Source organism: Pseudomonas sp. S3_A03, assembly GCF_054668275.1.
In genome coordinates, this window is record NZ_CP162753.1 from 4,978,234 (window position 1) to 5,002,889 (window position 24,656).

Genomic DNA, 24,656 nt, shown 5'->3' on the forward strand with positions numbered 1-24,656 from the left:
GGAGGACCGCCATGGGCGTGACCAATCGGTTGGCCTGTTACTCCGACCCCGCCGACCACTATTCCCACCGAGTACGCATCGTGCTCGCAGAGAAGGGTGTCAGCGCCGAGATCATCAGTGTGGAAGCGGGTCGTCATCCGCCGAAGCTGATCGAAGTGAACCCTTACGGCAGCTTGCCCACCCTGGTCGATCGTGACCTGGCGTTGTGGGAGTCGACCGTGGTGATGGAATACCTGGATGAGCGTTACCCGCATCCGCCTTTGCTGCCGGTGTACCCGGTGGCGCGTGCCAACAGCCGTCTGCTGATCCATCGGATCCAGCGTGACTGGTGTGGGCTGGTGGATGTCATTCTGGATTCGCGCAGCAAAGAGGCGGCCCGTGTCGTGGCGCGCAAGGAATTGCGCGAGAGCCTGACCGGCGTTTCCCCGTTGTTCGCCGATAAGCCTTTTTTCCTCAGCGAGGAACAAAGCCTGGTGGATTGCTGCCTATTACCCATACTCTGGCGCTTGCCGATAATGGGTATTGAACTGCCGCGGCCGGCCAAACCGCTGCTTGATTACATGGAGCGCCAGTTTGCGCGTGAGGCTTTCCAGGCGAGTCTGTCTGGTGTCGAACGCGATATGCGCTAAGGCTTAAGGAGCCGTTGATGAACTCCAGTCGACCTTACCTGGTCCGCGCGCTCTATGAGTGGATTGTGGACAACGATTGCACCCCGCACATGCTGGTCAATTCCGAATTTTCTGCGGTTCAGGTACCGCAGGGTTTTGCCAGTGACGGGCAGATTGTGCTGAACGTATCACCCAGTGCCGTGCGCCACTTGCATATGGACAATGAAGCCGTCAGCTTCGAAGGGCGTTTCGGCGGTGTGCCGCATACGCTGTTCGTGCCGATTGGTGCCATCCTCGGGATCTACGCCCGGGAAAATGGCCAAGGCATGGTGTTCGATCTGGAGTCGCCTTTTGAAGACGACGAAACGATCGACAGCGAAGACGGTGATGATCTGCCACCACCGGATACGGAGCCACCGCGCCCTAGCGGCCGGCCAAGTCTGAAAGTGGTGAAGTAAGCGGTTTTTCCGTCAGACCTGTCTGAAAAATGCCTCGATTGATGTCGGGGCATTTTTTTGCGCGCAGGATATAGATGAAAGTCGTGCCCGGACGGTGATCGTACAACCGCCATGGGCTATGATGCGTGCTCAAGTTCGCCGAGAAAGATGATTCATCATGGAAAACGCCAACACCGCCCCTCGTCTTCCCCGCAAGCGCCGCAGCCTTGCCCAGGAATTGGTCACGGTGTTGTCCGAGCAAATCCGCGATGGTGAGCTCAAACGGGGCGACAAGCTGCCCACTGAGTCGGCGATCATGGAAGCCCATGGTGTAAGCCGCACGGTGGTGCGCGAAGCCATTTCGCGCCTGCAGGCGGCGGGGCAGGTAGAAACCCGCCATGGCATCGGTACCTTTGTGCTGGACACGCCGAGCCCCAGCGGTTTTCGTATCGACCCGGCCACGGTGGTCACGTTGCGTGATGTGTTGGCCATTCTGGAGCTGCGTATCAGCCTGGAAGTGGAATCAGCCGGTCTGGCGGCCCTGCGCCGCAGCGACGAACAACTGGCGGCCATGCGCGCGGCGCTCGATGCGCTGAATGAAAGCGCGGCGCATGCTGGCGATGCGGTGGCGTCCGATTTCGCATTCCACCTGGAGATTGCCCTGTCCACCGGCAACCGCTATTTCACCGACATCATGACCCACCTGGGCACCAGCATCATTCCGCGAACCCGCCTGAACTCGGCGCGCCTGGCCCATGATGACCAGCAGCATTACATGGGCCGTCTGAGCCGCGAGCACGAAGAAATTTATGAAGCGATCGCGCGCCAGGATTCGGATGCGGCGCGCGCGGCGATGCGTTTGCACCTGACCAACAGCCGCGAGCGGCTGCGCCACGCGCATGAAGAGGCGCAGGCACAGCGGGGGTGAATTAGCTAACGCTAAAGCGTAACTTTCAAACGTTCGGAGTCGGCTTCCATTGAAGTTTCTCGCTTCGTTACTCGATAGCCCAGTTCCAACGTTTTGCCTTGAAGGCGTTCCTGCTGGTCTTTAGTCGGCGTAATAACGAGTGTTACCTGCGGGGAGAGTTCTGTAGGAACCCCGAAAACAGATTCGTAGTAGGTAAGGTCGTCTTCCTCATCTGGATTCCTTTCAAACAAAATAGCTTGGACGTTCGCATTTTCCGGCTGCGGCGCGTTAGATGGCAGCTGGAGTTCAATCCGCTCCAATGACGAGGTGATTAAGGTTGGGGCTGGGTAGGTCATGTCGAGGTCTCCTTTTCAGGTATATGTGCCTGTTCATTTATCCGCGATGATCAAGCGCCCGCGAAACTGTCAGAAATCACAGTTCCGACAAATGGTCCCATGCGTACGGTTCACGGAGCGCATGGGACCAGAGTCACTCAACTCAGCGGCGTATTCGGCTTGTAGTCCTTGAGCAACAAATACGTACTCCACCCCCACCAATCGTGAGTCCAGTGCTTGTCGTTCAGGTCATTCACGTCCTTGCGTCGCAGCACCTTGTCACCCTCAACCTTGAACAGCGGCGAAAAGTTATTCGCCGGGTTTTGCGCAGCGTTCAAGTCCGGCACATGCAGCGGCGCCTTGAAGTTGGCCGGGGAGGGCGCCACACCGCTGACAAACGTTGCGAAGATTTCATTGGCGGACGCCTGCACCGCGCGTTTGACCTGCAGCCGATTAGCCGCATCGATGCCGTCGAAGTAGCGTTTATCCCCATAGGCATGCCACTCATCACCCAGGGCATTGCGTACTTTGAGCCCAAACTTGCTGTCTTCATCGTGCATGAAGCGGCTGATCAACGAGCCCAGTTCGCCAGGCGTCACCACCGCCGCCAGCTGTTTGCGGGGTACGCGCAGGTGTCCGGCGGAAAATAGATCGGTTAAAAAGTGATCAGCGAAACTGTTCATGGCATACGCCAACTCCAGTGCCTGGTCGGTACCGGTTTGATGGGCCGCGACGGCTTGTTGCAAGGCTGCCGTGTGCCCTGCCAGGTAGGCCGATAGGGCCCATTCACCGAAGTGGTCAGCGTTGTCCGCCGCCAGCTTCAAATAACGCCCCAGCGGAATCAGCGCCGAAACCGCGCTGCCGCCTCCGGTGATGCGGTTCCATTCCTCGGAAAACGTATCACCGAGGGCATCGTAGGCTTCGTGGGGTTGTTTGCCGTCCTGGATCGCCTGGTTGACCGCGTTGATCTCCTTTTGCATCACCGCGAGGATCTTGCCGGCTTCTTCCCGCGAGGCTGGCAACACCGCCAGCGAGTTGAAGGCCGCCATAAAACGTTGCACACGGTCGGCAGGGGAGGCGCCATCGCTGATGGGGCGGCCGGGAACGCCATAGAAGTCGCCGCCCAGGGCAATCACTTGGCCGTAAGTCAGGGCCAGCCCGTTGGGCAGGTGCAGTTCGACTTGGCGTGCGGGAATGGCCGGCGCGTCCTTGGCGAAGCGCAACAGTGTGTCGTCGCCGATGGCGGTGTGTTCGCTGCCTTCGAAGCGCAGGGGCGGGGATTTTTTTTCGGGTGCTGCGAGTTCAAGACCTGACATGTTAGCTCCTTGCTATGTCGTAGGAATCTTCCTTTTTAACTGTATGCATATACAGTTGTAGCGAGCATAGAGGATAAATTTCCTACGTCAAGAAGCGCGGTATAAACACGCCTCAACGTGAAGGTCGATGAATTGCAGTTGACGAATCTTTTTATAGTTGTACGATGACGTACGACATCATCAAAAACCAACAACAACCTTTCGACAGAAAGTCTTTACCAGGGTGTTCGAATAATGAATCCACAAGAACTGAAGTCCATCCTCTCCCACGGTCTGCTGTCTTTCCCCGTGACCGATTTCAATGCCCAGGGTGACTTCCACCAGGCGGGCTATATCAAGCGCCTTGAGTGGCTGGCCCCTTATGGCGCCACCGCCTTGTTCGCAGCCGGCGGCACCGGTGAGTTTTTCTCCCTGGCCGCCAGCGAATATTCCCAAGTGGTAAAGACCGCTGTTGATACCTGCGCCACCAGCGTGCCGATCCTCGCCGGTGTCGGCGGCTCGACGCGCCAAGCCATCGAATACGCTCAGGAAGCCGAGCGCCTGGGTGCCAAAGGCCTGCTGCTGCTGCCGCACTACCTCACCGAAGCCAGCCAGGACGGTGTTGCCGCCCACGTTGAGGCCGTGTGCAAATCGGTAAAAATCGGTGTGGTGGTCTACAACCGTAACGTGTGCCGCCTGACTGCACCGTTGTTGGAGCGCCTGGCCGAGCGTTGCCCGAACCTGATCGGTTACAAGGATGGCCTGGGTGACATCGAGTTGATGGTGTCGATTCGCCGTCGTTTGGGCGACCGTTTCAGCTACCTCGGCGGCCTGCCGACTGCAGAGGTTTACGCCGCTGCCTACAAGGCCCTGGGCGTGCCGGTGTACTCCTCGGCGGTGTTCAACTTCATCCCGAAAACCGCGATGGACTTCTACCACGCGATTGCCCGCGAAGATCACACCACCGTGGCGAAGATCATTGACGACTTCTTCCTGCCCTACCTGGACATCCGTAACCGCAAGGCCGGTTATGCCGTGAGCATCGTCAAGGCAGGCGCAAAAATCGTCGGCTACGACGCAGGCCCTGTGCGCACCCCGCTGACCGACCTGCTGCCGGAAGAGTACGAGGCCCTGGCCGCGCTGATCGACAAGCAAGGCCCGCAATAACCCATCAACAAGGCCGCTGAGTAATCAGCGGCCTTTTGCGTCAGGAGAAGATTCGTGTCTCAAGCACAGCGTTTTGAAAACTACATCAACGGCCAATGGGTGGCGGGTGCCGACTATTGCGTCAACCTCAACCCGTCGGAGTTGTCTGATGTCATTGGTGAGTACGCCAAGGCCGATTTCGCTCAAGTCAACGCCGCCATCGACGCCGCCCGCGCCGCTTTCCCGGCCTGGTCCACTTCCGGCATCCAGGCGCGTCATGACGCGTTGGACAAAGTCGGCAGCGAAATTCTCGCGCGCCGCGAAGAGCTCGGCACGCTGCTGGCCCGGGAAGAGGGCAAGACCCTGCCCGAGGCCATCGGTGAAGTGACCCGCGCCGGTAACATCTTCAAGTTTTTCGCCGGTGAATGCCTGCGCCTGTCCGGTGATTACGTGCCGTCGGTGCGCCCGGGCGTCAATGTTGAAGTCACCCGCGAAGCCCTGGGCGTGGTCGGCTTGATCACTCCGTGGAACTTCCCGATTGCTATCCCGGCTTGGAAAATCGCTCCGGCCCTGGCCTACGGTAACTGCGTGGTGATCAAGCCGGCCGAGTTGGTGCCGGGCTGCGCCTGGGCCCTGGCGGAGATTATTTCCCGTGCCGGCTTCCCTGCCGGCGTGTTCAACCTGGTGATGGGCAGCGGCCGTGTGGTCGGCGATGTGCTGGTCAACAGCCCGAAGGTCGACGGCATCAGCTTCACCGGTTCCGTGGGTGTGGGGCGTCAGATCGCCGTCAGCTGCGTGTCGCGCCAGGCCAAAGTGCAGTTGGAAATGGGCGGCAAGAACCCGCAGATCATTCTCGATGACGCCGACCTCAAGCAGGCCGTCGAGCTGTCGGTACAGAGTGCGTTCTACTCCACCGGCCAGCGTTGCACGGCATCGAGCCGTTTGATTGTCACCGCCGGCATTCACGACCAATTCGTCGCGGCCATGGCCGAGCGCATGAAGTCGATCAAGGTTGGTCACGCATTGAAAAGCGGTACTGACATTGGCCCGGTAGTGTCCCAGGCGCAGTTGGACCAAGACCTTAAATACATCGACATCGGCCAAAGCGAAGGCGCGCGGCTGGTCAGCGGTGGCGGCGTGGTGACGTGCGACACCGAAGGTTACTACCTGGCGCCGACGCTGTTCGCCGACAGCGAAGCCGCCATGCGCATCAGCCGTGAAGAGATCTTCGGGCCGGTGGCCAACGTGGTGCGCGTGGCGGACTACGAGGCGGCGCTGGCCATGGCCAACGACACCGAGTTCGGCTTGTCGGCGGGCATTGCCACCACCTCGCTGAAGTACGCCAACCACTTCAAGCGCCATTCCCAGGCCGGGATGGTGATGGTCAACCTGCCGACCGCCGGTGTGGATTACCACGTTCCATTCGGTGGCCGGAAGGGCTCGTCCTATGGTTCGCGTGAGCAAGGTCGCTATGCGCAAGAGTTCTACACCGTGGTGAAAACCAGCTACATCGGTTCGTAATACGCAACACCCACGGGAACCGGCTTTCACCTGGAGCGGTTCCCGCGCACACAATTAATTACCCGCAAAAAAAATAATTAGTGGGAGCACCTCCAGATGCAAACGACCAAGCCGACCCACGTCCGCTATTTGATCCTGCTCATGCTGTTCCTGGTGACCACGATCAACTACGCCGACCGGGCCACCATCGCCATCGCCGGCTCCAGCCTGCAAAAAGACCTCGGCATCGACGCGGTCACCCTCGGTTACATCTTCTCCGCATTCGGTTGGGCCTACGTGGCCGGGCAAATTCCCGGTGGCTGGCTGCTGGACCGTTTCGGCTCGAAAAAAGTCTATGCGCTGAGCATTTTCACCTGGTCACTGTTCACCGTGCTGCAAGGCTATGTGGGTGAGTTCGGTGTCTCCACAGCGGTCGTTGCGCTGTTTATGCTGCGCTTTATGGTGGGCTTGGCCGAAGCGCCATCCTTTCCGGGCAATGCGCGTATCGTCGCGGCCTGGTTCCCGACGGCTGAACGCGGTACGGCATCGGCGATCTTCAACTCCGCGCAGTATTTCGCCACGGTGTTGTTCGCGCCGCTGATGGGCTGGATCGTCTACCGCTTCGGCTGGCAGCACGTATTTATCGTGATGGGCGTGATTGGCATCGTGTTCTCGCTGGTCTGGCTGAAAGTTATCCACAGCCCGCGCCAGCACCCGATGATCAACGAAGCAGAGTTCAATCACATCGCGGCCAACGGCGCGATGGTCGATATGGACCAGGACAAGGGCAAGGGTAAAAAAACCGACGGTCCGAAGTGGGATTACATTCGTCAACTGCTGACCAATCGCATGATGCTGGGCGTGTACCTGGGCCAGTACTGCATCAATGGGATCACCTACTTCTTCCTGACGTGGTTCCCGGTGTATCTGGTGCAGGACCGTGGCATGACCATCCTCAAGGCCGGTTTCATCGCCTCGTTGCCGGCGATCTGCGGCTTTATCGGCGGCGTGCTGGGTGGGGTGATTTCCGACTACCTGCTGCGTAAGGGCCATTCCCTGACCTTCGCCCGCAAAGCGCCGATCATTGCCGGTCTGCTGGTTTCCAGCAGCATCATTGCGTGTAACTACGTCGACGTTGAATGGATGGTGGTGGGCTTCATGGCCTTGGCCTTCTTCGGCAAGGGCGTTGGCGCACTGGGTTGGGCGGTAGTGTCCGACACCTCGCCCAAGCAAATCGCCGGCCTCAGTGGCGGCTTGTTCAACACCTTCGGTAACCTGGCGTCGATCACCACGCCGATCGTGATCGGCTACATCATCAGCACCACCGGCTCGTTCAAATGGGCCCTGGTGTTCGTCGGCGCCAACGCGCTGGTGGCGGTGTTCAGTTACCTGGTCATTGTCGGCCCGATCAAGCGTGTAGTACTCAAAGAGCCGCCAAGCAAGGGGCCAGAGTTGACCAACCTAACCCAAGCGCATTCCTGAGAGGCACCGTGATGCAGTTGATTGAACATGCCGACTCGCCACGCTCCATTCGTTTGCACGAGCGCGACAACGTAGTGATCGTGGTGAATGACCAGGGCGTACCGGCCGGGACCGAGTTTCCGGACGGCCTGGTGACCGTGGAATTCATCCCCCAGAGCCACAAGGTGACCCTGGAAGATATCCCGCAAGGTGGTCAGATTATTCGCTACGGCCAGACCATCGGTTACGCCTTGGCGCCGATCCCGCGCGGCAGTTGGGTGCAGGAGGATCAACTGCGCATGCCCACCGCGCCACCCCTGGACAGCTTGCCGCTGTCCACCGAGGTGCCTGAGGCTCAGGCGCCGTTGGAAGGTTTCACGTTCGAGGGCTACCGCAACGCCGATGGCACCGTGGGCACGCGCAATATCCTCGGCATCACCACCACGGTGCAGTGCGTGACCGGGGTGTTGGACCATGCGGTCAAGCGCATCAAGGACGAGCTGCTGCCCAAGTACCCGCACGTCGATGACGTGGTGGCGCTGACCCACAGCTACGGGTGTGGGGTAGCGATTACCGCCACCGACGCCTACATCCCGATCCGCACTGTGCGCAACCTGGCGCGCAACCCGAACCTGGGGGGCGAAGCGTTGGTGATCAGCCTGGGCTGCGAGAAATTGCAGGCCGGGCAGGTGATGCATGACAACGACAGTTCCGTGGACTTGAGCGAGCCGTGGTTGTATCGGCTGCAGGACTCCAGCCACGGATTTACCGAAATGATCGAGCAGATCATGGACCTGGCTGAAACCCGCCTGAAAAAACTCGACCAGCGCCGCCGCGAAACCGTGCCGGCGTCCGAGCTGATTCTGGGCATGCAGTGTGGCGGCAGTGATGCGTTTTCCGGCATCACCGCCAACCCGGCGCTGGGGTATGCCTCGGACCTGTTGCTGCGGGCGGGGGCGACGGTGATGTTTTCCGAAGTTACCGAAGTCCGCGATGCGATCTACCTGCTGACTTCTCGCGCAAAGACGAAGGAAGTAGCCGAAGAGTTGGTGCGGGAAATGGACTGGTACGACCGCTACCTGGCCAAGGGCGAGGCGGATCGCAGCGCCAACACCACGCCGGGCAACAAGAAGGGCGGGTTGTCGAATATCGTCGAGAAGTCCTTGGGCTCCATCGTCAAGTCCGGCAGCAGCGCGATCAACGGCGTGTTGGGCCCAGGCGAGCGGTTCAAGGGCAAGGGTTTGATCTTTTGCGCCACGCCGGCCAGTGATTTTGTGTGCGGCACCCTGCAACTGGCGGCGGGCATGAACCTGCATGTGTTCACTACCGGGCGCGGCACGCCTTACGGGCTGGCGATGGCCCCGGTGGTGAAAGTGTCGACCCGTACGGAATTGGCGCAGCGCTGGCCGGACCTCATCGATATTGATGCCGGGCGCATCGCCACCGGCCGCGCGAGCATCGAAGAGCTGGGTTGGGAGCTGTTTCACTTCTACCTGGACGTGGCCAGCGGCAAGAAGCAGACCTGGGCGGAGCATCACAAGCTGCACAACGACATCACCTTGTTCAACCCGGCGCCGATTACCTGAGACCGAGTTGCCTGCATCGCGGGCAAACCCCCTCCCACCTTTGACCGAGTTCCAGCATGAAAGCGCGATCAAGGGTGGGAGGGGGCTTGCTCCCGATAGCGGTCTCCCAGACGCCGTTGGGCTGTATGGCTTATCATTAGCCACCTAACGACGCCCACCCAAGGTCCCCCGGCATGCTGGCTATCTTCCTCACCACCCTGACCATCACCGCGCCGGTGTTTGCCATGCTGTTTCTCGGTGTGCTGCTCAAGCGCATCAATTGGATCAACGACAACTTTATCCACACGGCCTCGTCCCTGGTGTTCAACGTCACCATGCCGGCGTTGCTGTTCCTGGGCATCCTGCATGCCGACCTGCACTCGGCGCTCAAGCCGGGTTTGCTGATTTACTTTTCGGTCGCCACCCTGGTGAGCTTTGCCCTGGCCTGGGCTTGGGCGATCTTTCGTTGCAAGCGTGAGGACCGTGGGATCTACACCCAAGGCGCGTTTCGCGGCAATAACGGCGTGATCGGCCTGGCACTGGCGGCCAGCATGTACGGTGACTATGGGATCTCGCTCGGGGCCGTCCTCGCAGCGCTGGTGATCCTGTTCTACAACACCCTCTCGACCATTGTGCTGGCGGTGTACAGCCCGGTGATCAAGTCCGACCCCTGGAGTATCTTCAAAAGTGTGGTGGCCAACCCGTTGATCATCAGCGTTATCGTGGCGGCGCCGTTCGCGTATTTTCAGATTGGCCTGCCCGGCTGGCTGGAAAAATCCATGCAGTACCTGGCCGACACCACCTTGCCGTTGGCATTGATCTGCATCGGCGGCACCCTGTCCCTGGCGGCGCTGCGCAAGAGCGGCAACATGGCGTTGAGCGCGAGCTTGATGAAGATGGTCTGGTTGCCGGTGGTCGCCACTTTGGGTGCCTGGCTGCTGGGCTTTCGCGGGCCTGAACTGGGGATTCTGTTCCTGTATTTCGGCGCGCCGACGGCCGCCGCTAGCTTCGTGATGGCCAGGGCGGCCGAGGGCAATCACGAGCTGGCGGCGGCGATTATTGTGATCACCACCCTGATGGCGGCGGTGACCACGAATATCGGTATTTTTGTGCTGCAGGCGGGTGGCTGGATCTAGCCTTCTTTCTGGTAGGTATCGATCACTTCCTGAGCGGCACGAAACGCATCAATCGCCGCCGGCACACCCGCATACACCGCGCAATGCAGCAGCGCTTCGCGAATTTCCTCCACGGTGCAGCCGTTGTTCAGCGCACCACGCACGTGGCCCTTGAGTTCCTGGGGGCACTTGAGCGCGGTGAGGGCGGCGAGGGTGATCAGGCTGCGGGTCTTCAGCGGTAAACCTTCGCGATTCCACACACTGCCCCAGGCATGTTCGTTGACGAAGTCCTGCAGCGGCTGGGTGAACTCGGTGGCGTTGCCCAGGGCGCGGTCGACGAACACGTCGCCCATGACCTGGCGACGCATCTCAACCCCGGGTTTTTTCTGTTCGGTCATTGCGATTCCCTCTTGTGTTGGCCGCGCCAGGCGCGCAGCGAGGTGAACATCAGGAACACCACCAGCGCCGGCAGGACGTAATGCAGCATCAATTGTTCCAGCTTGCCGGCCAGGGGCATGCCGGTGGTGAATGACATCACGTGCAACCCATACGCCAGGTATAACCCCAGCAGCACGAGACCTTCGGCGCGAGTCACACGGTAGCCGGTGTAGAACACCGGCAAGCACAACACCACGACGCCGAGCATCACCGGCAGGTCGAAGTCCAGGGCGTTGGGCGATACCGACAACGGCGACGGCGCCAAGAGCGCGGTCAGCCCCAGTACTCCCAGCAGGTTGAACAGGTTGCTGCCGATCACGTTGCCTACGGCAATTTCCCGTTGGCCGCGCAACGCGGCAATCAGCGAGGTGGCCAGGCATGGCAGCGAAGTGCCGACGCCGATCAGCGTCAGGCCGATAATGCGTTCCGACAAGCCCAGGTCGCTCGCTACATCCACGGCCGCGCCCAGCAGCAGGTGCCCGGCCAGCACCAGCACCAACAACCCGCCGAGCATCAGCAGCACGCTGCTCAGCCAGGGCGCCCGGGCCACCGTATCCAGGCTGCGTGGGCGGCGTGAGTGACGGGTCTGGTAGTGCAACACGCCGAGGTAGGCCAGCAAGGCGGTCAGCAGGCAAAGCCCATCGACCGGCGTCAGCTCTTCATTGGCCGCCAGGGTGAACACCAGCAGGCCGGCGAGGATCATCACCGGGATATCCAGGCGCACCAGTTGCCGCGAGACACGTAACGGAATGATCAGCGCCGACAGGCCGAGGGTCACCAGGATGTTGAAGATACCGCTGCCGATTACGCTGCCCACGGCGATATCGGTGTTGCCGGCCAGGGTGGCCTGCAGGCTGACGGTCATCTGCGGCGCGCTGCTGCCGAAGGCGACGATGGTCAGGCCGATGATCAGCGGGCGCACCTTGAGGCTGGCCGCCAGGCGCACGGCGGCGCGCACCAGGATTTCGGCGCCGGCGATCAGCAGCAGCAGGCCGCTGGCCAGTTCGAGCAGGCTCCAGGGCGAAAGGGCGGTTAATCCGAAAATGGCCAGGCTCCCTCGGTCAGTTGCTCATGGCTTGCACGCGAACCCGCGCGGTGCCGCTGCGCAGCATGCCCAGTTGCTCGGCGGCTTCGCGCGAAAGATCGATCAGGCGTCCACGGGTATGCGGGCCGCGATCATTGATGCGGACCACGACGGATTTGTCGTTGTCGAGATTGGTGACCTTGACCCGCGTGCCGAAGGGCAGTCGCCGGTGGGCGGCGGTCAGGGCGTTCTGGTTGAAGGGTTCACCGCTGGCGGTTTTTTTACCATGGTGCCGAGCGCCGTAATACGAGGCGGTGCCGGTTTCGTCGTAGCCGTTGGGGTCGATGAGGCCGCTGGCGCAACCGGTCAGCAGAGAGAACAAGGCTAAAAGGCCAAGTAAACGCTTCATTCAAGGTATCCCCATATCAAATGTGGGAGGGAGCAAGCCCCCTCCCACAGGAGGTCCGAGTCAAGCATGAAGTCTTGCCCGGATCCTGCATCGCAATCAGCCTTCGAGCTTGCTTTTCAGCAGTTCGTTCACCTGCTGCGGGTTGGCCTTGCCTTTGGAGGCTTTCATGGCCTGGCCGACGAAAAAGCCGAACATCTTGCCGCGCTTGGCTTCGTCCGCCGCGCGATATTGTTCGACCTGCTCGGCGTTGGCCGCCAGCATTTCATCGAGTACGGCCGAAATGGCGCCGCTGTCGGTGACTTGCTTGAGCCCGCGTTTTTCGATGATCTCGTCGGCGCTGCCTTCGCCGGCCGCCATCGCTTCAAACACGGCCTTGGCGATTTTGCCGGAGATGGTGTTGTCCTTGATGCGCAGCAGCATGCCGCCCAATTGTTCGGCGGTCACCGGGGCTTCGTCGATTTCCAGACCTTGCTTGTTCAGCAGGCTGCCCAGCTCAACCATGACCCAGTTGGCCGCCAGCTTGGCGTCACCGGCAATGCTCACAACTTTTTCGAAGTAGTTCGCTTGTTCACGGCTGGAGGCCAAAACGCTGGCATCGTAGACCGACAGGCCGAATTGCTCCTTGAAGCGCTCGCGTTTCTGCTGCGGCAGTTCCGGCAGGGTGGCGCGCACGTCATTGAGGAACGAGTCTTCCAGCACCACCGGCAACAGGTCCGGGTCGGGGAAGTAACGGTAGTCGTTGGCTTCCTCTTTGCTGCGCATGGCGCGGGTTTCGTCTTTGTTCGGGTCGTACAGGCGCGTTTGCTGGATCACCTTGCCGCCGTCCTCGATCAGTTCGATCTGGCGACGCACTTCGGTGTTGATCGCCTTCTCGATGAAACGGAACGAGTTGACGTTCTTGATCTCGCAACGGGTACCGTATTCGGCCTGGCCTTTTGGCCGCACCGACACGTTGCAGTCACAACGCAGCGAGCCTTCGGCCATGTTGCCGTCGCAGATGCCCAGGTAGCGCACCAGCGCGTGGATGGTCTTGACGTAGGCCACCGCTTCCTTGGCGCTGCGCATGTCCGGCTCGGACACGATTTCCAGCAGCGGCGTGCCCGCACGGTTGAGGTCGATACCGGTGGCGCCCGGGAACTCTTCGTGCAGGCTTTTGCCGGCGTCTTCTTCAAGGTGCGCGCGGGTCACACCGACGCGCTTGATGGTGCCGTCTTCCAGGGGAATGTCCAGGTGGCCCTTGCCGACGATCGGCAGTTCCATCTGGCTGATCTGGTAGCCCTTGGGCAGGTCCGGGTAGAAGTAGTTCTTGCGCGCGAACACGTTGTGCTGGCCGATCTCGGCGTCAATCGCCAGGCCGAACATCACCGCCATGCGCACCGCTTCCTGGTTCAGCACCGGCAGTACGCCGGGCATGCCCAGGTCGACCAGGCTGGCCTGGGTGTTGGGCTCGGCGCCGAACGTGGTGGCGCTACCGGAGAAAATCTTCGATTGGGTGGCGAGCTGGGTATGAATCTCCAGCCCGATCACAACTTCCCATTGCATAGTGTTCTCCTCAGAAGCCGGTAGGGGTGCGAGTGTGCCAGTCAGTGTTCAACTGGTACTGGTGCGCCACATTGAGCAGGCGGCCTTCCTGGAAATACGGGGCGAGCAATTGCACGCCGACCGGCAGGCCGTCGACGAAACCTGCAGGCATCGACAAGCCCGGCAAGCCCGCGAGGTTGGCGGTGATGGTGTAGAGGTCTTCCAGGTACTCGGCGATCGGGTCGCCGGTCTTGGCGCCGATCTTCCAGGCCGGGTTCGGCGTGGTCGGGCCGAGGATCACGTCGACTTCTTCAAAGGCTGCCATGAAGTCGTTCTTGATCAGGCGCCGGATTTTCTGCGCCTTGAGGTAGTAGGCATCGTAGTAACCGGCCGACAGAGCGTAGGCTCCGACCATGATCCGGCGCTGCACTTCAGCACCGAAGCCTTCGCCACGGGAGCGCTTGTACAGGTCGGTGAGGTCTTTCGGGTTTTCGCAGCGATAGCCGAAACGCACGCCGTCGAAACGCGACAGGTTGGAGGAGGCTTCCGCCGGTGCGATCACGTAATAGGCAGGAATCGCATGCTGGTTGTTCGGCAAGCTGATGTGCTTGATCACGGCGCCGAGCTTTTCCAGCTCTTTGATACTGTTTTGCACCAACTCGGCGATACGCGGGTCGAGACCGGCGCTGAAGTATTCCTTCGGCACGCCGATGCGCAGGCCCTTGATCGAGGTGTTGAGGTGGGCGCTGTAGTCCGGCACCGGCTCATCGATGCTGGTGGAGTCCTGCGTGTCGAAACCTGCCATGCCTTGCAACAAGATGGCGCAGTCTTCGGCCGTGCGGGCCAATGGGCCGCCCTGATCGAGGCTGGACGCGTAGGCGATCATGCCCCAGCGGGAAACGCGACCGTAGGTCGGCTTCAGACCGGTAAGGTTGGTGAACGCAGCGGGCTGGCGGATGGAGCCGCCGGTGTCGGTGGCCGTGGCCGCCGGCAGGAAGCGGGCGGCAACGGCCGCGGCCGAACCACCGGACGAGCCGCCGGGCACGTGTTCCAGGTTCCACGGGTTTTTCACTGCGCCGTAGTAGCTCGACTCGTTGGCCGACCCCATGGCGAATTCGTCCATGTTGGTCTTGCCCAGGGTCACGGCCCCGGCGGCGGCCAGCTTGGCGACCACGGTGGCGTCGTAGGGCGCCTTGAAGTTGTCGAGCATCTTCGAGCCGCAGCTGGTACGCACGCCCTGGGTGCAGAACAGGTCTTTGTGGGCGATCGGTGCACCCAGCAATGCGCCGTTTTCACCGTTGGCGCGACGTACGTCGGCGGCCTTGGCCTGGCTCAAGGCCAGCTCTTCGGTGAGGCTGATGAAGCTGTTGACCTTGGGGTCGTGCTCGGCGATACGCGCCAGCAGGGTCTTGGTCAGCTCTTCGGAAGAAAACTTTTTATCGGCGAGACCGCGGGCGATCTCGGCCAGAGTCATGTGATGCATGAAAGGCTCTTTCCCTTTAGTCGATGACTTTCGGAACCAGGTACAGGCCGTTTTCGACCGCTGGCGCGATGGACTGATAGGCCTCGCGATGATTGCGCTCGGTCACGAGGTCTGCGCGCAGGCGCTGGCTGGCTTCGAGCGGGTGAGCCAGGGGCTCGATGCCGTCGGTATTGACGGCCTGCATTTGATCAACCAGCCCGAGAATGCTGTTCAGGGCTGCGGTGGTCTGTGGAAGATCGGCATCATTGAGGCCAAGCGAGGCCAGATGAGCGATTTTTTCCACGTCGGAGCGTTCAAGCGCCATGGGAATCTCCAGTGGAAAACAGAACGGAGGCTGTCCGTGTGTTAGATTGTCGGAACACTACCGCATTTCTACGGTCTTACGGCCGCGATTGTGGGGGTTGGTGCACAGAAAGTCGGCCAATTTAGCACATTGGCGCCTTGCCCAAAATCCCTGTCGTTGTTAGAGTTTGCCGCACTTTTTTACCCACGCGTTGCCTAGGGTCCCTTTCCCATGTTCAAGAAACTGCGTGGCATGTTTTCCAGCGATCTTTCCATTGACCTGGGCACTGCCAACACCCTTATTTACGTGCGCGAGCGCGGTATCGTTCTGAATGAGCCATCGGTTGTGGCCATTCGGACCCATGGTAATCAGAAAAGTGTCGTTGCCGTCGGCACCGAGGCCAAGCGCATGCTCGGCCGCACACCTGGCAATATTGCCGCCATTCGTCCGATGAAAGACGGCGTGATCGCCGACTTCAGTGTCTGCGAGAAGATGCTGCAGTACTTCATCAACAAAGTTCACGAAAACAGTTTCCTGCAGCCCAGCCCTCGTGTGCTGATCTGCGTTCCGTGCAAGTCCACCCAGGTAGAGCGTCGTGCTATCCGTGAGTCGGCCCTCGGTGCCGGTGCCCGTGAAGTGTTCCTGATCGAAGAGCCCATGGCCGCTGCGATCGGTGCCGGCCTGCCGGTTGAAGAAGCGCGCGGTTCGATGGTGGTGGATATCGGTGGTGGTACCACTGAAATCGCCCTGATTTCCCTGAACGGTGTGGTGTATGCCGAATCCGTGCGTGTGGGCGGCGACCGCTTCGACGAAGCGATCATCACTTATGTGCGTCGTAACTACGGCAGCCTGATCGGCGAATCCACCGCCGAACGCATCAAGCAGGAAATCGGTACCGCTTACCCGGGCGGCGAAGTTCGCGAAGTCGATGTTCGCGGTCGCAACCTGGCCGAGGGCGTTCCACGTGCCTTCACCCTGAACTCCAATGAAGTGCTGGAAGCTCTGCAAGAGTCCCTGGCCACCATCGTTCAGGCTGTGAAGAGTGCCCTGGAGCAATCGCCGCCGGAACTGGCTTCGGATATCGCCGAGCGCGGGCTGGTACTGACCGGTGGTGGCGCCTTGCTGCGCGACCTCGACAAGTTGCTGGCCCAGGAAACCGGTCTGCCGGTTATCGTCGCCGAAGACCCGCTGACCTGCGTTGCCCGTGGCGGTGGTCGTGCACTGGAAATGATGGATAAACACACCATGGACCTGCTTTCCAGCGAATAAGATCGTTGGTTGCGCCATGTTTTGCCCTCAGGCAGCACTTTGCAGTGCTGCCTGTTGGCGTTTATCTTCTTCAATCTGCATCCAGGCCGGTTAGATGCCGTATGAATAAAGAGAACATTTGCCTGGGAGGAGCGGCTTATTAAACCGCTTTTCGCCAAAGGCCCCTCATTGGGCGTGCGCTTATTGGTGCTGGTCGTGCTTTCGGTCGCGCTGATGGTGGTCGATGCTCGTTTTGCACTGCTCAAGCCCGTGCGTAGCCAGATGTCGCTGGTGTTGATGCAGACCTACTGGATCACCGACCTGCCGCAACGTCTGTTCCAGGGCGTGGCGAGCCAGTTCGGCAGCCGCACCGAGCTCGTCGCCGAAAACGAAAAACTCAAGACCGAAAACCTGCTGTTGCAGGGGCGCATGCAAAAGCTCGCGGCCCTCACCGAGCAGAACGTACGGCTGCGCGAGTTGCTCAATTCTTCCGCGCTGGTCAACGAGAAAGTCGAAGTGGCCGAGTTGATCGGCATGGACCCCAACCCCTTCACACATCGCATCATCATCAACAAGGGTGAGCGCGATGGTGTGGTCCTGGGCCAGCCGGTGCTCGATGCGCGTGGCCTGATGGGCCAAGTGGTGGAGCTGATGCCCTACACCTCGCGGGTATTGCTGCTGACGGATACAACCCACAGCATTCCCGTGCAAGTCAACCGTAACGGCTTGCGCGCCATCGCCAGCGGCACCGGTAACCCCGAGCGCCTTGAACTCCGTCACGTGGCCGACACCGCCGACATCAAGGAAGGCGACCTATTGGTCAGTTCCGGCTTGGGCCAGCGTTTCCCGGCCGGCTACCCGGTGGCGACGGTCAAGGAAGTGATCCATGATTCCGGCCAGCCATTTGCCATCGTGCGCGCCGTTCCCACCGCAGCCCTGAACCGCAGCCGCTACCTGCTGCTGGTGTTCAGTGATAACCGCACCCCGGAAGAGCGCGCCAATGACGCCGCCCAGGCCCAGGAAGCGGAGGACAAGAAGAACGGCACGGCGCCGATCATTCCTGCAACCGTGCCCAAGCCTGCGCCGGCGGCCCCAACTGCACCGGTGGCCACTCCGGCCGCAGCGGCGCCAGTGGCCACGCCGGTCAAGCCTGCAGCGCATAACACCCACCCGGTAAAACCGGCGGCCGCCAAACCGCCGGCCACCACGCCTGCTACCACCACGCCTGCCGTCAAGCCTGCGACTGCAGCCCCGGCGACCACGCGGCAGAGGGAGGAATAATGGCCGGTACTCATTCGCGCAATGGTTGGATCGTGTGGCTGACATTCGCGGTCGGCCTGCTGCTCAGCGTTTCGCCGCTGCCGCAATTCATGGAAATCCTGCGCCCGCTGTGGCTGGCCTTGTTGCTGGCGTTCTGGTCGCTGAACCTGCCACATAAAGTGGGCATGGTCACGGCCATGTTCCTGGGCTTGGCGGAAGATGTGCTGTATGGCACCTTGCTGGGCCAGAACGCGTTGATCCTGACCTTGATCACCTTCCTGGTACTGTCGCTGCAGCAGCGTTTGCGTATGTTCCCGATGTGGCAGCAATGCCTGGTGATCCTGGTGATTTTCGGCCTGGCGCAGCTTGTTCAGTTATGGCTCAGCGCCTTGACCGGCAACCGCCAGCCAACCCTGGCGCTGGTGCTGCCGGCGCTGGTCAGCGCGCTGCTGTGGCCATGGATCAGTTTCGGCCTGCGTGGGCTGCGTCGTCGCTATAAAATCAATTGAATGGATTGCGAGGCTCTGCCTGGTTATCGAACCCTACAGGGAGAGTCTGCATGAATTCGCTTTATCTGGCCTCCGGCTCCCCGAGGCGACGTGAACTGCTGACCCAGATCGGTGTGCCCTTCAAGGTGGTCAGCGCCGCTATTGACGAAACTCCCATCCCCAATGAATCCGCTGTTGCCTATGTCGAGCGTCTTGCGCGCGGCAAGGCGGCGGCGGGTTTTGCTGCGCTTGAGCAAACGTCGGATGCCTGCGTGTTGGGTGCCGACACGGCGGTGATTGTCGACGGCAAGATCCTCGGCAAGCCGGTAGACCAAGCCGACGCCTTGGCGATGTTGATGGCCTTGGCGGGCCGTGAGCATGAGGTGCTCACGGCCATTGCCCTCACCGATGGGCTGCGCTGCGAAACCCGATGTGTCAGGAGTCGTGTACTTTTTCGCGAGGTTTCTGTGGAGGAGGCTACAACCTACTGGCACAGCGGCGAACCGCAAGACAAGGCGGGCGGCTATGCTATTCAAGGGCTTGGCTCGGTGTTTGTCGCCGGGCTCAACGGCAGTTATTCCGCCGTGGTAGGCCTGCCGGTGTGCGAAACCGCGCAACTGCTTGGCCGATTCGGCATACCCTGTTGGCAACACCTTACCGCGCGCTGAACGCGTTACTCCAGCGCCCAGCCTTAAGCGACCGGCCACTATTGTGAAAACGCCTGAACGAGACCCAGCCATGAGTGAAGAGATTCTGATCAATATCACGCCGATGGAATCGCGCGTGGCGGTGGTAGAGAACGGTGTTTTGCAGGAAGTACACGTCGAGCGCACCCAGAAGCGCGGGATCGTTGGCAATATCTACAAAGGCAAGGTAGTGCGCGTGCTGCCGGGGATGCAGGCGGCATTCGTCGACATCGGCCTGGACCGTGCCGCGTTTATCCATGCTTCGGAAATCTCCCTGCGTGAAGGCCCGGCGGTCGAAAGTATCAGCGCCCTGGTGCATGAAGGGCAGAGCCTGGTGGTGCAAGTCACCAAGGACCCCATCGGTTCCAAGGGCGCGCGCCTGACCACGCAACTGTCGATTCCTTCGCGTTATCTGGTGTACATGCCGCGTACCGCCCACGTCGGTATCTCCCTCAAGATCGAGGATGAAGGCGAGCGCGAACGCCTGAAGAAGGTGGTCAGCGACTGCGTGGCCGCCGAAGGCATCAAGGAGGCCGGCGGTTTTATCCTGCGTACCGCCGCGGAAGGCGCCGGGGCCGATGAGATTCTGATGGACATCCGTTACCTGCGACGGCTGTGGGATCAGATCGGCGCCCAGATCAAGACCATCGGCGCGCCAAGTGTCATTTATGAAGACCTGGGCCTGGCCTTGCGCACGCTGCGCGACCTGGTCAGCCCCAAGATTGAGAAAATTCGCATCGACTCGCGGGAAACCTTCCAGCGCACCACGCAATTTGTTGCCGAGCTGATGCCGGAAATTGCCGACCGCCTGGAACACTATCCTGGTGAGCGGCCGATCTTCGACCTGTACGGCGTCGAAGATGAAATCCAGAAGGCACTGGAGCGCAAGGTGCCGCTCAAGTCCGGTGGCTATCTGGTGGTGGACCCGGCGGAAGCCATGACCACCATCGACGTCAACACCGGCGCTTTTGTCGGCCATCGCAACCTCGAAGAGACCATCTTCAAGACCAACCTCGAAGCGGCCACCGCGATTGCGCGCCAACTGCGCCTGCGCAACCTGGGCGGCATCATCATCATCGACTTCATCGACATGGAAGACGAAGAGCACCAGCGCCAGGTGCTGCGCACGCTCGAGAAACAACTGGAACGCGATCACGCCAAGACCAACATCATCGGTATTACCGAGCTGGGACTGGTGCAAATGACCCGCAAACGTACCCGCGAAAGCCTGGAGCAGGTGCTGTGCGAGCCGTGCAGCAGTTGCCAGGGGCGCGGTAAGTTGAAAACTCCGGAAACGGTTTGCTACGAGATTTTCCGGGAAATCTTACGAGAGGCGCGGGCCTACCAGGCCGAAGGTTATAGAGTGCTTGCCAACCAGAAAGTGGTCGACCGCCTGCTGGATGAAGAGTCCGGTAACGTTGCCGAGTTGGAGGGATTTATCGGGCGCACGATTCGCTTCCAGGTAGAAACCATGTATTCCCAGGAACAATACGACGTGGTGCTGCTCTGATCCCCATTCGCTTGCCTTTTTTGATCCCGGCAGACCTTGTCTGCCGCCTGCCTACTGCCTTGAGGGTCGCCTGACATGGAGCGTCTGACACGCTTTTTTGCCGCTTTGACCCGTTGGGGCTTGGGCCTGTGCGCCTTGCTGCTGGTTTTGGCGGCGGTGTACGTGAGCCTGGGGCGTGAGTTGACACCGCTTGTTGCCGAATACCGAGCGCAGGTCGAGGCCAAGGCCCAGGCCGCGGTCGGCATGCCGATGCACATCGGCATGCTTGAAGGGCGCTGGAGCGGTTTCGCACCGGTGGTGCTGGCCCGCGATGTGATGGTGGGCGAAGGCAGCAATGCCTTGCGCCTGGATCAGGTGGAAGTGGTGCCGGATATCTGGGCCAGCCTGATGGCGCGTGAAGTGCGCCTGGCTCACTTGCAAGTCAGTGGCCTGCAACTGAGTGCCAAGGAAGACAGGGACGGCCATTGGGCACTGCAAGGCCTGCCGATGCAGGACGACCAACCGCTTGACCCGCAGCAACTGCTCACGCGCCTGCAGAGGGTCAAGCGCGTGTCGCTGCTCGACAGCCAGGTCACCTTGCAACCGCTCGACCAATCGCCCCTCACCCTTACCTATGTGGGCTTTAGCCTGCATACCGGCATCACCCGCCAACGTCTCGACGCGCGCCTGACCCTGCCCGACGGCCAGCCCCTGGCTGTCAGCCTGCGCAGCCGCATACGTGCCAGTCAATGGAAAGACGCCGAAGTCCAGGCCTACCTCAGCCTGCCGCAGAGCGACTGGGCCAAGTGGATTCCGAGCAAGCTGACCCAGCAGTGGAAGCTCACGCAGTTCAAGGCCGGCGGGGAGTTCTGGCTGAACTGGGGCAAAGGCGCCGTGCAAAGCGCGGTGGTGCGCCTCAACTCGCCGCAGGTCAAGGGCAGTTACGCCGAGCGCAAGCCGGTGCACATCGAAAACCTCGCCCTTACCGCCTACCTGCAACGCAGTGATAGCGGCATGAAGGTGCTGTTTGATTCGTTGGCGATGAACCTGGGCGATACCCGTTGGGAATCGCGCCTGCAATTGCAGCAGAGCCTGGCGACCGACAAGGGCCAGGAGGTCTGGAAACTGCAGGCTGACCGCCTCGACCTGACACCGATCACGCCGCTGCTCAACGCTCTGGCGCCATTGCCGGAAGGCTTCGCCAAAACCGTCGAACATCTCAAGGCCACTGGCCTGCTGCGTAATGTGCTGGTGGATTTTCGTCCCCAGGACACTACCGATCAAAAAGTCAGTTTTGCCGCCAACCTGGAACGGGTGGGCTTTGATGCCTACTTTGGCGCGCCGGCCGCACGCAATGTATCCGGTAGTATCAGCGGCGACCTGGGCCATGGCGAACTGCGCATGGACAGCAAGGATTTCTCCCTGCACCTCGACCCGATCTTCGCCAAGCCCTGGCAATACCTGCAGGCCAATGCGCGGCTGACCTGGAAGCTCGATAAACAAGGCTTCACCCTGATCGCCCCTTATATCAAGGTGCTGGGTGAAGAGGGCAAGATTGCCGCCGACTTCCTTATTCGCCTCAATTTCGACCATAACCAGGAAGACTATATGGACCTGCGGGTCGGCCTGGTCGATGGCGATGGGCGCTTCACCCCCAAATACCTCCCCGCAGTGCTGAGCCCCGCATTGGATGAGTGGCTGCGCACCGCGATTCTCAAGGGCGCGGTAGACCAGGGGTTCTTCCAGTATCAGGGCTCGCTGAGCCATGGTGCGCTGCCGGCCTCGCGCAATATCAGCCTGTTCTTCAAGGTGCATGACGCCGAGTTGGCGTTCCAGCCGGGCTGGCCCCATGTGAGCAAGGTCGATGGCGAGGTGTTTGTCGAGGAGAGCGGCGTCCGCATTCTGGCCGACAAAGGCCAGTTGCTCGACACCCAGGTCAAGGACATCTACGTCAATATTCCCCACGCTCTGCCCGGCAAGGACAGCCATTTACTGCTGACCGGGGCGTTTGCCGGCGGCCTGGGTGATGGCCTGAAAATTCTTCAAGAGGCGCCGATCGGCACCGCTTCGACCTTTGCCGGTTGGAAGGGCGAGGGCGACCTCCAAGGCAAGCTGGACCTGGATATTCCGTTGGCCAAAGGCACTGAGCCCAAGATCGTGGTGGACTTCCAGACCGATAAGGCACGGCTGCAATTGGCGGAACCCACCCTGGACCTGACGCAGCTCAAGGGCGATTTCCGTTTTGACAGCACCAAGGGCCTGAGTGGCGAAAAAATTACCGCCCAGGCGTTTGACCGGCCTATCACCGCGCAGATTTTTGCCGATGGCAAGCCGGGCAATATCAGTACCCGTGTCGCAGCCAAAGGGCAGGTCACGGTCAAGCGACTGATGGACTGGCTAAAAATAACTCAGCCGCTGCCGGTGTCCGGCGACATTCCGTACCAGTTACAACTGAACCTGGACGGTGCCGACAGCCAGTTGATGATCAGTTCCAACCTCAAGGGCGTTGCGCTGGACCTGCCGGCGCCGTTCGGCATGCCGGCCAGCCAGGGGCGTGACAGCGTCTTTCGCATGACCTTGCAAGGCGCCGAGCGCCGGTATTGGTTCGATTATGGTGAACTGGCGAACTTCACCTTCGCCGCGCCGCCGGACAAATTCAATGAGGGCCGTGGCGAGTTGTTCCTCGGAGATGGCGACGCAGTACTGCCGGGCGCCAAGGGTTTGCGCATTCGGGGCGTGCTGTCGGAGCTGGACATCGATCCGTGGAGAAAGCTGGTCAACCAATACGCCGGCAACGATCCGGGCGGCAGCGCCAAGCAACTGTTGAGCAGTGCCGATTTCAAGATTGGCAAGCTCACGGGTTTAGGCACCCAGTTCGATCAGGTCAATTTGCAACTCGATCGCAAAGCCGCGGCGTGGGGCCTGCAGTTCGACAGTCAGCAGGCCAAGGGGCGCGTGAACCTGCCGGATGCCAAGGGCGCACCGATTGCGATCAACCTGCAATACGTAAAACTGCCGGCAGTGGACCCTTCCGTACAGGCGGATGAAAATGCGCCGGACCCACTGGCGAGCATCGACCCCAAGGATATTCCAGCGCTGGATATCGCTATTGACCAGCTGTTCCAGGGCCCGGACCTGGTGGGCGCCTGGTCGCTGAAGATTCGACCTACCGCCAAGGGCCTGGCCTTCAACGATCTGGACTTGGGCCTCAAGGGCATGCTGCTTAAGGGGGCCGGAGGATGGGAAGGAGCACAGGGCGACAGCGGCAGTTGGTACAAGGGGCGCCTGGACGGCAAGAACATCGGCGACGTGCTCAAGGGTTGGGGCTATGCGCCAACGGTAACCAGCGAGGACTTCCATCTGGATGTGGATGGGCGTTGGCCGGGTTCGCCGGCCTGGGTCGGGCCAAAACGCTTCTCCGGCAGCCTGGATGCAACCTTTCGCAAGGGCCAGTTCGTTGAAGTGGAAGGCGGTGCGCAGGCGCTGCGGGTTTTCGGCCTGCTCAACTTCAACTCCATCGGGCGCAGACTGCGCCTGGACTTTTCGGACCTGCTTGGCAAAGGCTTGAGCTATGACCGGGTCAAAGGGTTGTTGGCCGCGAGCAATGGTGTGTTCGTGACCCGCGAACCGATCACATTGACCGGCCCGTCGAGCAACCTGGAGCTCAACGGCACCCTGGACCTTGTGGCTGACCGCGTGGATGCCAAGCTGTTGGTGACGTTGCCGGTGACCAACAACTTGCCGATCGCGGCGCTGATCGTCGGCGCACCGGCCATTGGCGGTGCATTGTTCCTGATCGACAAGCTGATCGGCGACCGGGTTTCGCGTTTTGCCAGCGTGCAATACAAAGTGGAAGGGCCGTGGAAGGACCCGAAAATCAGCTTCGACAAACCATTTGAAAAACCAAACTGAGGGTCTGTGGAGTAGCATGGCCGCATGCCCATTACGGAGTGTCGGC

General features: G+C 60.8%; 22 protein-coding genes. 14 read left to right on the plus strand and 8 right to left on the minus strand.

Going from position 1 to position 24,656, the window contains the following annotated elements:
* Positions 1-11: 11 nt before the first annotated feature.
* From AB4O25_RS22755 to AB4O25_RS22765, 3 genes are all read left to right on the plus strand, one after another.
* Positions 12-629: a glutathione S-transferase N-terminal domain-containing protein gene (locus tag AB4O25_RS22755; protein ID WP_017530114.1), complete on the plus strand. Its 618-nt coding sequence runs from the start codon at positions 12-14 to the stop codon at positions 627-629.
* 17 nt (positions 630-646) lie between these two features.
* The gene (locus tag AB4O25_RS22760) at positions 647-1,066 is read left to right on the plus strand and encodes a ClpXP protease specificity-enhancing factor (RefSeq protein ID WP_065877296.1); all 420 of its coding nucleotides are present in this window, start codon (positions 647-649) and stop codon (positions 1,064-1,066) included.
* Between the two features lie 157 nt (positions 1,067-1,223).
* Positions 1,224-1,973 carry a FadR/GntR family transcriptional regulator gene (locus tag AB4O25_RS22765; RefSeq protein ID WP_065877295.1) on the plus strand — a complete coding sequence of 250 codons (750 nt, stop codon included), beginning with the start codon at positions 1,224-1,226 and terminating at the stop codon, positions 1,971-1,973.
* 11 nt (positions 1,974-1,984) lie between these two features.
* Here AB4O25_RS22765 and AB4O25_RS22770 read toward each other — a convergent pair whose 3' ends face one another.
* A complete protein-coding gene (locus AB4O25_RS22770; protein WP_017530111.1) occupies positions 1,985-2,308 on the minus strand; it encodes a hypothetical protein in 324 nt (107 codons plus the stop codon).
* Positions 2,309-2,445: 137 nt separating this feature from the next.
* The gene (locus AB4O25_RS22775; protein WP_460149995.1) at positions 2,446-3,603 is read right to left on the minus strand and encodes a phospholipase; all 1,158 of its coding nucleotides are present in this window, start codon (positions 3,601-3,603) and stop codon (positions 2,446-2,448) included.
* Between the two features lie 234 nt (positions 3,604-3,837).
* On the opposite strand from AB4O25_RS22775, the gene kdgD reads away from it, so the two are divergent.
* The 5 genes from kdgD (at position 3,838) to AB4O25_RS22800 (ending at position 10,390) form a co-directional block, all read left to right on the plus strand.
* Positions 3,838-4,749 (plus strand): 5-dehydro-4-deoxyglucarate dehydratase, encoded by a 912-nt coding sequence (gene kdgD, locus AB4O25_RS22780; RefSeq protein ID WP_017530109.1) that lies wholly within the window; start codon positions 3,838-3,840, stop codon positions 4,747-4,749.
* Positions 4,750-4,803: 54 nt separating this feature from the next.
* A complete protein-coding gene (locus tag AB4O25_RS22785; RefSeq protein ID WP_460149996.1) occupies positions 4,804-6,249 on the plus strand; it encodes an aldehyde dehydrogenase family protein in 1,446 nt (481 codons plus the stop codon).
* A gap of 96 nt (positions 6,250-6,345) precedes the next feature.
* Entirely contained in the window at positions 6,346-7,710 is a 1,365-nt protein-coding gene (locus tag AB4O25_RS22790) for an MFS transporter (RefSeq protein ID WP_017530107.1), read from the plus strand.
* Between the two features lie 11 nt (positions 7,711-7,721).
* Positions 7,722-9,275, plus strand: coding sequence for a galactarate dehydratase (gene garD, locus AB4O25_RS22795; RefSeq protein ID WP_017530106.1), 1,554 nt, complete (start codon positions 7,722-7,724; stop codon positions 9,273-9,275).
* A 173-nt stretch (positions 9,276-9,448) separates the two neighbouring features.
* Positions 9,449-10,390 (plus strand): AEC family transporter, encoded by a 942-nt coding sequence (locus tag AB4O25_RS22800; RefSeq protein WP_460149997.1) that lies wholly within the window; start codon positions 9,449-9,451, stop codon positions 10,388-10,390.
* Here the strand turns inward: AB4O25_RS22800 and AB4O25_RS22805 are convergent.
* From AB4O25_RS22805 to gatC, 6 genes are all read right to left on the minus strand, one after another.
* Entirely contained in the window at positions 10,387-10,767 is a 381-nt protein-coding gene (locus AB4O25_RS22805) for a carboxymuconolactone decarboxylase family protein (RefSeq protein ID WP_137219975.1), read from the minus strand. The genes AB4O25_RS22800 and AB4O25_RS22805 overlap by 4 nt on opposite strands.
* Positions 10,764-11,810 (minus strand): calcium/sodium antiporter, encoded by a 1,047-nt coding sequence (locus AB4O25_RS22810; RefSeq protein WP_460150997.1) that lies wholly within the window; start codon positions 11,808-11,810, stop codon positions 10,764-10,766. The genes AB4O25_RS22805 and AB4O25_RS22810 overlap by 4 nt, the downstream gene beginning before the upstream one ends.
* Before the next feature lie 58 nt (positions 11,811-11,868).
* Positions 11,869-12,240, minus strand: coding sequence for a septal ring lytic transglycosylase RlpA family protein (locus AB4O25_RS22815; protein WP_017530102.1), 372 nt, complete (start codon positions 12,238-12,240; stop codon positions 11,869-11,871).
* A gap of 96 nt (positions 12,241-12,336) precedes the next feature.
* Positions 12,337-13,782 carry an Asp-tRNA(Asn)/Glu-tRNA(Gln) amidotransferase subunit GatB gene (gene gatB / locus AB4O25_RS22820; RefSeq protein WP_460149998.1) on the minus strand — a complete coding sequence of 482 codons (1,446 nt, stop codon included), beginning with the start codon at positions 13,780-13,782 and terminating at the stop codon, positions 12,337-12,339.
* Positions 13,783-13,792: 10 nt separating this feature from the next.
* The gene (gatA, locus tag AB4O25_RS22825) at positions 13,793-15,244 is read right to left on the minus strand and encodes an Asp-tRNA(Asn)/Glu-tRNA(Gln) amidotransferase subunit GatA (protein WP_065877290.1); all 1,452 of its coding nucleotides are present in this window, start codon (positions 15,242-15,244) and stop codon (positions 13,793-13,795) included.
* A gap of 16 nt (positions 15,245-15,260) precedes the next feature.
* The gene (gene gatC / locus AB4O25_RS22830; protein ID WP_065877289.1) at positions 15,261-15,548 is read right to left on the minus strand and encodes an Asp-tRNA(Asn)/Glu-tRNA(Gln) amidotransferase subunit GatC; all 288 of its coding nucleotides are present in this window, start codon (positions 15,546-15,548) and stop codon (positions 15,261-15,263) included.
* A gap of 210 nt (positions 15,549-15,758) precedes the next feature.
* Here gatC and mreB point away from each other — a divergent pair, with 210 nt between their 5' ends.
* From mreB to AB4O25_RS22860, 6 genes are all read left to right on the plus strand, one after another.
* Positions 15,759-16,796: a rod shape-determining protein MreB gene (gene mreB, locus AB4O25_RS22835; RefSeq protein WP_002555108.1), complete on the plus strand. Its 1,038-nt coding sequence runs from the start codon at positions 15,759-15,761 to the stop codon at positions 16,794-16,796.
* A 168-nt stretch (positions 16,797-16,964) separates the two neighbouring features.
* Positions 16,965-18,056: a rod shape-determining protein MreC gene (mreC, locus tag AB4O25_RS22840; protein WP_068936336.1), complete on the plus strand. Its 1,092-nt coding sequence runs from the start codon at positions 16,965-16,967 to the stop codon at positions 18,054-18,056.
* The gene (mreD, locus tag AB4O25_RS22845; protein ID WP_017530097.1) at positions 18,056-18,544 is read left to right on the plus strand and encodes a rod shape-determining protein MreD; all 489 of its coding nucleotides are present in this window, start codon (positions 18,056-18,058) and stop codon (positions 18,542-18,544) included. The genes mreC and mreD overlap by 1 nt, the downstream gene beginning before the upstream one ends.
* A 50-nt stretch (positions 18,545-18,594) precedes the next feature.
* Complete coding sequence (locus AB4O25_RS22850) at positions 18,595-19,191, plus strand: Maf family protein (RefSeq protein WP_065877287.1); 597 nt, start codon at positions 18,595-18,597, stop codon at positions 19,189-19,191.
* A gap of 70 nt (positions 19,192-19,261) precedes the next feature.
* Positions 19,262-20,719, plus strand: a complete 1,458-nt coding sequence (rng, locus tag AB4O25_RS22855) for a ribonuclease G (protein WP_003171790.1) — start codon at positions 19,262-19,264, stop codon at positions 20,717-20,719.
* A gap of 75 nt (positions 20,720-20,794) precedes the next feature.
* A complete protein-coding gene (locus AB4O25_RS22860) occupies positions 20,795-24,610 on the plus strand; it encodes a YhdP family protein (RefSeq protein WP_017529088.1) in 3,816 nt (1,271 codons plus the stop codon).
* Positions 24,611-24,656 lie beyond the last annotated feature (46 nt).

Coding starts and splice junctions, on each gene's coding strand:
- gatC (WP_065877289.1), bottom strand. CDS start 15,548: ATGGCGCTTGAACGCTCCGACGTGGAAAAAATCGCTCATCTGGCCTCG.
- AB4O25_RS22805 (WP_137219975.1), bottom strand. CDS start 10,767: ATGACCGAACAGAAAAAACCCGGGGTTGAGATGCGTCGCCAGGTCATG.
- AB4O25_RS22755 (WP_017530114.1), top strand. CDS start 12: ATGGGCGTGACCAATCGGTTGGCCTGTTACTCCGACCCCGCCGACCAC.
- AB4O25_RS22815 (WP_017530102.1), bottom strand. CDS start 12,240: ATGAAGCGTTTACTTGGCCTTTTAGCCTTGTTCTCTCTGCTGACCGGT.
- AB4O25_RS22790 (WP_017530107.1), top strand. CDS start 6,346: ATGCAAACGACCAAGCCGACCCACGTCCGCTATTTGATCCTGCTCATG.
- mreD (WP_017530097.1), top strand. CDS start 18,056: ATGGCCGGTACTCATTCGCGCAATGGTTGGATCGTGTGGCTGACATTC.
- mreB (WP_002555108.1), top strand. CDS start 15,759: ATGTTCAAGAAACTGCGTGGCATGTTTTCCAGCGATCTTTCCATTGAC.
- AB4O25_RS22760 (WP_065877296.1), top strand. CDS start 647: ATGAACTCCAGTCGACCTTACCTGGTCCGCGCGCTCTATGAGTGGATT.
- AB4O25_RS22800 (WP_460149997.1), top strand. CDS start 9,449: ATGCTGGCTATCTTCCTCACCACCCTGACCATCACCGCGCCGGTGTTT.
- AB4O25_RS22770 (WP_017530111.1), bottom strand. CDS start 2,308: ATGACCTACCCAGCCCCAACCTTAATCACCTCGTCATTGGAGCGGATT.
- AB4O25_RS22765 (WP_065877295.1), top strand. CDS start 1,224: ATGGAAAACGCCAACACCGCCCCTCGTCTTCCCCGCAAGCGCCGCAGC.
- rng (WP_003171790.1), top strand. CDS start 19,262: ATGAGTGAAGAGATTCTGATCAATATCACGCCGATGGAATCGCGCGTG.
- kdgD (WP_017530109.1), top strand. CDS start 3,838: ATGAATCCACAAGAACTGAAGTCCATCCTCTCCCACGGTCTGCTGTCT.
- gatA (WP_065877290.1), bottom strand. CDS start 15,244: ATGCATCACATGACTCTGGCCGAGATCGCCCGCGGTCTCGCCGATAAA.
- gatB (WP_460149998.1), bottom strand. CDS start 13,782: ATGCAATGGGAAGTTGTGATCGGGCTGGAGATTCATACCCAGCTCGCC.
- garD (WP_017530106.1), top strand. CDS start 7,722: ATGCAGTTGATTGAACATGCCGACTCGCCACGCTCCATTCGTTTGCAC.
- AB4O25_RS22850 (WP_065877287.1), top strand. CDS start 18,595: ATGAATTCGCTTTATCTGGCCTCCGGCTCCCCGAGGCGACGTGAACTG.
- AB4O25_RS22775 (WP_460149995.1), bottom strand. CDS start 3,603: ATGTCAGGTCTTGAACTCGCAGCACCCGAAAAAAAATCCCCGCCCCTG.
- AB4O25_RS22860 (WP_017529088.1), top strand. CDS start 20,795: ATGGAGCGTCTGACACGCTTTTTTGCCGCTTTGACCCGTTGGGGCTTG.